Source organism: Lactiplantibacillus sp. ME-2, from assembly GCF_022549155.1.
GTDB lineage: Bacteria > Bacillota > Bacilli > Lactobacillales > Lactobacillaceae > Lactiplantibacillus > Lactiplantibacillus plantarum.
The window spans coordinates 23,361-31,550 of record NZ_JAKZEQ010000040.1 but is presented as its reverse complement, the minus strand read 5'-3'; the positions used below and the strand labels follow the sequence as shown (position 1 = coordinate 31,550).

The 8,190-nt window shown below is 43.8% G+C and carries 6 protein-coding genes; 4 read left to right on the top strand and 2 right to left on the bottom strand.

What is annotated here, in order from left to right:
- Positions 1-318: 318 nt before the first annotated feature.
- A complete protein-coding gene (locus MMY95_RS12915; protein WP_241277693.1) occupies positions 319-1,731 on the bottom strand; it encodes an NAD-dependent succinate-semialdehyde dehydrogenase in 1,413 nt (470 codons plus the stop codon).
- Positions 1,732-1,770: 39 nt separating this feature from the next.
- On the bottom strand, positions 1,771-2,685 hold the full coding sequence (locus MMY95_RS12910; RefSeq protein WP_241277692.1) for an NAD(P)H-binding protein: 915 nt from the start codon (positions 2,683-2,685) through the stop codon (positions 1,771-1,773).
- Positions 2,686-2,818: 133 nt separating this feature from the next.
- Between MMY95_RS12910 and MMY95_RS12905 the strand changes: the two genes are divergently transcribed.
- The 4 genes from MMY95_RS12905 (at position 2,819) to asnB (ending at position 8,143) form a co-directional block, all read left to right on the top strand.
- On the top strand, positions 2,819-3,400 hold the full coding sequence (locus MMY95_RS12905; protein WP_003642336.1) for a TetR/AcrR family transcriptional regulator: 582 nt from the start codon (positions 2,819-2,821) through the stop codon (positions 3,398-3,400).
- Positions 3,401-3,754: 354 nt separating this feature from the next.
- Positions 3,755-5,005: a GHKL domain-containing protein gene (locus tag MMY95_RS12900; protein ID WP_241277691.1), complete on the top strand. Its 1,251-nt coding sequence runs from the start codon at positions 3,755-3,757 to the stop codon at positions 5,003-5,005.
- Between the two features lie 4 nt (positions 5,006-5,009).
- Complete coding sequence (locus MMY95_RS12895; protein ID WP_053267035.1) at positions 5,010-5,756, top strand: LytTR family DNA-binding domain-containing protein; 747 nt, start codon at positions 5,010-5,012, stop codon at positions 5,754-5,756.
- A gap of 485 nt (positions 5,757-6,241) precedes the next feature.
- A complete protein-coding gene (asnB, locus tag MMY95_RS12890; protein ID WP_241277690.1) occupies positions 6,242-8,143 on the top strand; it encodes an asparagine synthase (glutamine-hydrolyzing) in 1,902 nt (633 codons plus the stop codon).
- Positions 8,144-8,190: the final 47 nt, after the last annotated feature.

The window sequence follows — 8,190 nt, the reverse complement described above, 5'->3', positions numbered from 1 at the left end:
GTTTATCTGGCTACGGTCTACATTGCCTCAATTTGCATCTTACTTAAGTAGTTTTCAGACGGACCCTAGTGCAATAACAAAACAGGCTTTGAGATCACGTCAAGCGACGCGATTTCAAAGCCTGTTTTGTTGTGTGATTGAGTTAGTGGCCTGTTCATCTTATTTTGACAAAAGTCGGCATAGACGCACTTGACAAAAAGTTTATACTGATTCGAACTTCTTTCAGTGGGCCTAAGCTGGTAGCTTTTGACACTAAAAGTTTGAAACATGCTTCGTATTCAAGCACGTGTAATCGGTGTTGTAGTGAGGGGCTAATGTTTATAAAACAACTAAGCCGCCAGCACCGTTGTCGTAGTCAGGTTTCTGAGCAGTGACAACCAGTTTTTCGTTAACAAAGGCCATTAAGCCCAGGCTGCTTAACTCGCGACCGTAGCCGGAGCCCTTGACGCCACCAAATGGTAGTTCTGGTAAGGAACTGAGGAAGGTGTTAACGAAGACCATCCCAGTTTCAATTTGTTGGGCAACCGCTTTGCCATGCGCCGCAGTTCCGGCGAAGACGATGCCACCTAAGCCCAGTTCAGAGTTGTTGGCTAAATCGATAGCTGCTTGTTCAGAATCAACTTTGAAGACTTGGGCAACTGGACCGAACATTTCTTCGTAAAAGAGGGGGTTGTCTTGATCGATGTCCGTTAAGATGGTTGGTTGGAAGAATTGACCAGGTAAGTCGATTGGTTCGTTGCCATAAGCAACGGTTGCACCACCGGAAATGGCCCGGTCAACTTGATCTTGTAGCTTTTCCTTAGCGCGTTTGGAATTCATCGGTGCCAGGGTAGTTTGTGGGTCCATAGGATCGCCAGGGACTAATTTGGCAAAACGTTCCTTCAACTTTGCTAAGAAATCATCGTACACATCCGCAGCGACAATAAAGCGTTTTGATGAGGTGCAGACTTGCCCAGCGTTGTATAACCGGACCCGCCATGCTAAGTTGACTGCTTCGTCAATATCAGCATCCGCTAAGACGACGAAAGCGTCCGAACCACCTAATTCCATAGAACTCTTCTTCAAGTTAGCACCGGCCGCTTTGGCAACCGCTTGTCCACCACGCTTAGAACCAGTCAGTGCGACGCCTTGGATGCGGGGGTCGGCAATAATATCGCTAACTTGATCATAGTTTAAGAAGAGGTTCGTTAGACTACCAGCGGGAGCACCAGCTTCTTCGACAATCTTGGCGAAGGCCGCAGCCGAGCCCGGTGTATTAGAGGCGTGCTTTAAAATCATTGGATTGCCGACCATGTAGTTCGGTGCGAAGACCCGCATGATTTGGTAGTATGGAAAGTTCCAAGGTTCGACCAACATCAGGACACCGGTTGCTTGTTTTTCAATTTTGGCATCGCCCGTTGCTTGAGTGCTGATTGGGGTCGGTGCCAATAATTCAGCACCGTGATCAGCATAGTAATCAGCAATCATGGCGCATAGTTCGACTTCACCTTGAGATTCACTCAGTAATTTACCCATGTCGATTGTTGCAATTTTAGCTAATTCATCTTTATGTTCACGTAACAGTGCGGCAATCTTATGGAGGCTGGCTGCACGGGAACTAACGGGTTCATGACGCCATTGGTGATAAAGGGCGTCGCCGGTAGTTAAGGCCTGTTCGATTTGGTCAGTGGTTGCGTTGTCGTAAGTTTTAACAACTTCATTGGTATATGGATTAATTGTTTGATAAGCCATAGTAAACTCCTCCTATAAATGTTCAGGTATTGTAAGCGGTTAATCTGCGATTGTATGGGACTGGTAACCGCCTTCACTATTGTACGCTACCACAAAAGTACGGACAAAGTCAGCTAATTTGACTTGACCAGCGCTAGTGTCAGAAGCATTTAGATCTGCATAAAGTCCTTCAGGTTCGCGCTGATAGCAACTAGTTTGGACTAATGAAGCGGCAATTTTAACGGGAACACCGTGGTTCGTCAAGTTAGCTTGATATTGTTCATCTGAGATTTGTACCCATTGTAGATCGGGCATGTTTAAGGCGTCGCGCAGATCAGCAACGAATTGGTCACCAGTGAACGTATCACTGAAGGCATACTTGACGGTGATACCGGCTGGCGTGTGATCAATTAGGGGATAAACGACACTGGCAATGTCCTCGGGCGCAACGTATTTTTGTGCTGAAGCAGCAGGCGTGCTGGAATAAATTTTATGTTCAGCCTTGATTGTTGCTAAGTTACCGAACAAGTTAGCATAAAATCCGGTTGGACGGACAAAAGCCAGGTTAACCCCGTCAAGTTGTCGTAATTCATGTTCAATTAAGTTGTAAGCATGCAGCGAGCCAGCCACTTCATCGGCATCTGCGCCGATGCTACTGAGGTTGCCGACGTTGGTGACGCCGGCATTTTCAATTGCCTGTTTCCAAATTTTAGCCTGAGCCACGGCCCCTTCGAAGGGATCATCACCGATACCACCAGAAAGCATGAGATAAACCACATCTTTGTCAGTAAAAGTGGTGGATAAGAAATCAACATCAGTCATTGTACCAATGGCGGCATGGGCGCCGACAGCTTCAATTGAAGCTTGGCGCTTAGGACTAGTTGAGATAACGGTGACGTCATGACCGGCTTGGACGAGCTTAGGAACAACGATCCGATTAATGTTTCCTAATGAACCTAACATTGCAATTTTCATAATTATAGAACCTCTTTAAAATTTGATTTTTATTTTTAAAAGATAAATCTATCTTTCAACGATTACTAGTTTAAAAGATAAATCTATCTTTGTCAAGCTTGAAAAAGATATTTTTATCTTTTATACTGAAGACATGAAGAAAAAAGATATGAACAAACAAGTTAAGATTCAAGATGCGGTTGCGGCAATCATTCTCGCTGAGGGTCCAGCCGGGGTTTCAACGACTAAGGTGGCTAAGCGCGTCGGCATTGCACAATCCAATGTTTATCTCTACTTTAAGAATAAACAGGCTCTGATCGATAGTGTCTATGCGCGCGAGACGAACCGAATTCTTAGTACTACCGACTTAGACCGATTAAGTGATTCAACAATCGATGTGACGACTCGGATTCGATTATATGTACAGCAGGTGTATGACTATTCGTTAGCCAATCCAGATAGCTTGACGATCATTCAACAGATCAAGGCATTGAATGGACAGGGGATGACGATTTCGGCGGCGGATGCCGATCCGAATAATATTGTCGCTAACTTATTAACGGCGGCTATCGATGCTAAGGTGATTAAGCAGTTACCGGTTAGTTTGCATATGGGGGTCGTGTTTTCAACTATTCATACGCATACGACGAATATCAGTAAGGGACGGTATGCTCAGGACCAATATACATTTGGTGATATTTTCCAAATGATTTGGGACGCGATGAAACAAGATTAGGAGGTTTAATGACAAAAGACGCGACTTAATTGATAGGCACGAGTGGATATCAATTAGGTCGCGTCTTTTTTTGCGTGCATGTAGCGACTAGTCGTCTTGAAATGACGGTTTAGTATCTTAAAGGCTGGTTGAATAATTCGGTTCATTGTGTATTCTTTTCAAGTGTCGGTGAGTGTTTTAAACTGTAGGTACCAGTTTGAGCAACCAATATGTAAGGGGGACTTTGATGGTACAGTGGGCAAAACGATTCAGTGAAACGAAGGAACCGGTTGTATTGATTAGTCATAATCAAAATAGGTGTGCCGGCAAAATAGTGGCGTTAATGATGAGTAGACTGGAGTTGTGGGGCAGCTGATGAAGATTATTTTTGTGCAAACGCTGTTCCTATTCTTGTTCGTTAAGGTGCTTTTGCGTGATTGGCGGGTACTTAGTATTTGGGATATCAGTTATGCGGTGGTCAGTAGCCTAGTGAGCGGCTGGATTTTTTCAGTAATCGGGCAATATGCAGCATTGCCATTATTGGGACTGGTGGTGCTGTTTACTTGGTGGCATACACATAGCTTCAGTGAGTCATTATTTGTTAGCCTACAGGTGATTATCTGGTCAATTGTCGTCGATCATATCAGTTCACTTTTAACGTATATGTTGAAATTAGATGACGGGTATCTTTTGATTTTTATGGGATTACAGCTGGTTGGTTTAATCACATTGAATCTGATTTTAATGAATACGCATATCCAGACGACGTTCAATCGTCCCAGACTGAACCGGGTTACGGCCTTGCTGCTACTTGCCATCTATTTATACATTATTGTCAGCGAGGGACTCGACAGTGAATTGAGAATGGTCGTCAGTAACTTAGTTGTGTTGTTGGTCGTTATGGGACTCGCGATTGCCATCTATGATGAGTATCGGGTTACGATTCGGGCCAAGTACCAGGTTCAACAACAACGCCTGCAAATCAAAAATGATACACGGTACATGCATGAAATCGAAACGCATTATAATGAATTGCGCCGGTTTCGTCATGATTATCAGAATATAACGTTGTCGATTAATGAGTATTTGAAAACGGATGATTTGGCAGGCTTACAGCAATATTACCAACAAAATATTGCCCCAGTGACCAAGCGCGTTTCGGATGAGCAGTATAATCTCGAAGATTTAAGTCGTGTTCAGGTCAAATCGGTCAAGAGTATTCTATTTAGCAAACTCAGCTATGCGCAATCACAGGGAGTTAAAGTTCAATTTGACTTGAAGCAAGTGCTTAATGGGGTAACGACGAATGAATTAGACTTGGCAATTGCGCTAGGTATTATTTTAGATAACGCGATTGAAGCCACGGCCGGTCACTATCATGGTGAGCTGATGAGCGCCATTTTTGTTACGGCCCACAGTACGGTGTTCTTAGTTCAAAATAACGTTTTTGATTCCTTGCCACCTTTATGGCAGCTAAAGGAAGCGGGGTATTCGACTAAGGGACAAGAGCGGGGCTTAGGCTTGAGTCAGCTCAGCGCCATTGTTAATCGAAATGAAAATATGATATTGGAAACGCGGTTATTGGCCTCAGCCTTTGTTCAGCGTTTAACGGTAAAGCGGGAATGATAAAATGATCAAAGTATATATTTGTGAAGATGATACTAAACAGTTACAAACCTTGCAGCAACTGGTCAGTAAAGTGATTATTGATCGTCAATTGGATATGGGATTTGGCCTAACGAGTGTCGATCCGCATGAAATATTAGCGCATGTCAAAAGTCAGCAACCAACTCAAGCCGTCTTTCTTTTAGATATTGCGTTGAATTCGGATATTAATGGCATTCAGCTTGCCAGTCAAATTCGTGATTTAGGCATCCGAAGTAAGATTATCTTTGTGACGACGCATACGGAGCTATCATTGACGGTGTTTCAGTATCAAGTGGAAGCCCTGGATTTTATCTTGAAGGATTTTCCGGATCGCTTATACGAGCGATTAAATACCGTCTTACGCGTGGCACAGGAGCGTTTCAAAGCTGAAGACAATGATCAAAATAGTTATATCCAGATCAAAATTGGCGAGACGATTCGATCGTTGGACGTGCAACACGTGTTATTTTTTGAAAGTTCAATGAGTCCACATAAGATTATCGTTCATTTAGATGATGGTGAACTTGAATATTACGGTTTATTAAAGGATGTGCCGGATTTGAATTCTGATTTTTATCGTTGTCATAAGTCATATGTCGTTAATCTGACCCGCATTCGGTCATTGGATAAACGGTATCGTCGACTAACGATGGCTAACGGTGAAACCGTCCTGTGTTCCGCAGCGGCCAGTCGCTACTTAGTAAGGCAGATTGGCAAAAACAATCGCTGATTGAAATCTTAGTCGATTTATATTGACGGCAGTAAAATTCAGATTGGCAAGATTCGGTTTGCTAACTAGTAAAATAATCGTTTCAGCAATTTGATTTTCCTGAAACGGTTATTTTTTTACACTTTATTCAGGTGTATTGAATTTTAGATCTAAGCCATTCCAATCAGTTCGCGCACATTTATTTTGAAATTATCTTCAACGGGCCAAATAAGGTCTTAATGTAGTGTAATGGTTAGTCCGCCTGTCTTAAAACGGCCGTTGCGACAGGCTACACTAAATTATAATTAGAGGCAACCAGTTTGAATCAAGTGGTTTATGTTCGCTACAAGTGCGGCTGTTAATTATGGTCAAGGTGGGCTTGCCGTTATTCCGCAAGTCAAATCGCCGTACTGGGCATTGCCTATGATTTGAGCGTGACTTGTGATTGGTCACTAACAATAATATTGGTGATTAGTCGCAATAACTTAAGTGTGGGAGTGAATAGAATGTGTGGATTGGTTGGGTGCTTAACGGATCGGCGAAAAGTTGATAATGCCACGTATGATCAGGTTGTGCGGGAAATGACTAAAATGATTGTGCATCGGGGTCCGGATGATGAGGGTTACTTTGCGGATGATAATATCACGATGGGGTTTCGCCGATTAAGTATTATTGATTTGGCGGGTGGTCATCAACCGCTGTCATATGATAATGAACGTTATTGGCTAACGTTTAATGGTGAGATTTATAACTACGTTGAGCTACGTGAACAGTTAATTCAAGAGGGCTACACGTTTAAGACGGATTCCGATTCGGAAGTGATCTTAGGAATGTACGCCAAATACCAGGCCAAGTTGACGACCTATCTGCGGGGAATGTTTGCCTTTGTAATCTGGGATAAGCAGGAAAAAACGTTATTCGCGGCGCGTGACCAATTTGGAATTAAACCGTTTTATTATGCGATTGCCGGGGATGATTTTTACTATGCGTCTGAGAGTAAGGCGATTTATAAGATTTTAAAAGATAAGCATTTTGATCAAGAGGCATTACAAGATTATTTGACGTTCCAATATGTGCCGGAAACTGAGACCCTGACAAAGGAAATCAAGATGCTGGCGCCGGGCTGTTCATTAACAAAACAGTTGGGACACGCGCCGCAAATCAAGCGTTATTATCATCGGGAGTTTCATCCAGTCGTCCGTTCTGAACAGGACTACGCGACACGGCTTAAGGAGACGTTGATTGATTCGGTTAAGATCCATATGCGTTCCGATGTCCCAGTTGGGGCGTTCTTATCGGGCGGGATTGATTCGTCAATTGTGGTGGCGATTGCCAAGCAGTTCAATCCAAATCTCAAGACGATCTCGGTGGGCTTTGAACGACCTGGCTATAGTGAATTAGACGTCGCACAGGAAACGGCTGCTAAGTTGAATGTCGATAACGTCCAAATGACCATCACGCCGGAAGCATTCATGGCAGCCTTTCCACATTTTGTCTGGAGCATGGATGATCCGTTAGCTGATCCGGCCGCTGTCCCGCAGTATTTCTTGACTAAGGAAGCCGTCAAGCACGTTAAAGTTTGTCTCACCGGTGAAGGGGCTGATGAACTTTTTGGCGGGTATACGATTTATCATGAACCCGAATCCTTGAAAGCCTTTCGGTATACGAAGCCAATCAACGGGGCCCTTCAACGGATAGCCGCGATGATGCCAGCAGGAATGCGGGGTCGTTCGTTGCTTATGCGGGGGACGACCCCGTTAGAGAAGCGATACGTTGGCAATGCGTTTATCTTCAATGAAACTGAGAAGCAACAGTTCATGAAGCACTACAATCGTGACCATTCGTTCCAACAGACAACCCGGGTCTTTTACGATGAAGCCAAACACTATGATTTAATCTCTAAGATGCAATTTATCGATATGCACACGTGGTTAAATGGGGATTTGTTGCATAATGCGGACCGGACAGCGTTAGCCCACAGCCTTGAATTGCGGACACCCTTTGTTGATCGGGAGGTGTTCAATCTGGCAGCGGAAATTCCAGCCAACTTGCGAATTAGCCACGGTACGACGAAGTACATTTTACGAAAAGCGGTTGAGGATATTGTGCCCGCGCACGTGTTATATCGCAAAAAGCTTGGTTTCCCAGTACCGATTCGGTTGTGGCTCAAAGATGAGATGTACGATTGGGCTAAAAATATTATTGTGACGTCGCAAACCGATCAGTATTTTGACAAGACATATTTCTTAAAACTATTGGATGACCATCAAGCGGGTGTTCGTGATAATTCGCGTCAGTTGTGGACCGTGCTGACCTTCATGATGTGGCATGAGTTATACGTGGAAGCTGATATGTTAATGGATAGTGTAACGGCCAATCATCTTGCTGAGCAAGTCGAAATCGGTTAAGCTGTTCATATTAAAGCTAAATAAGAACTCGTTCAACGTGCCAATGA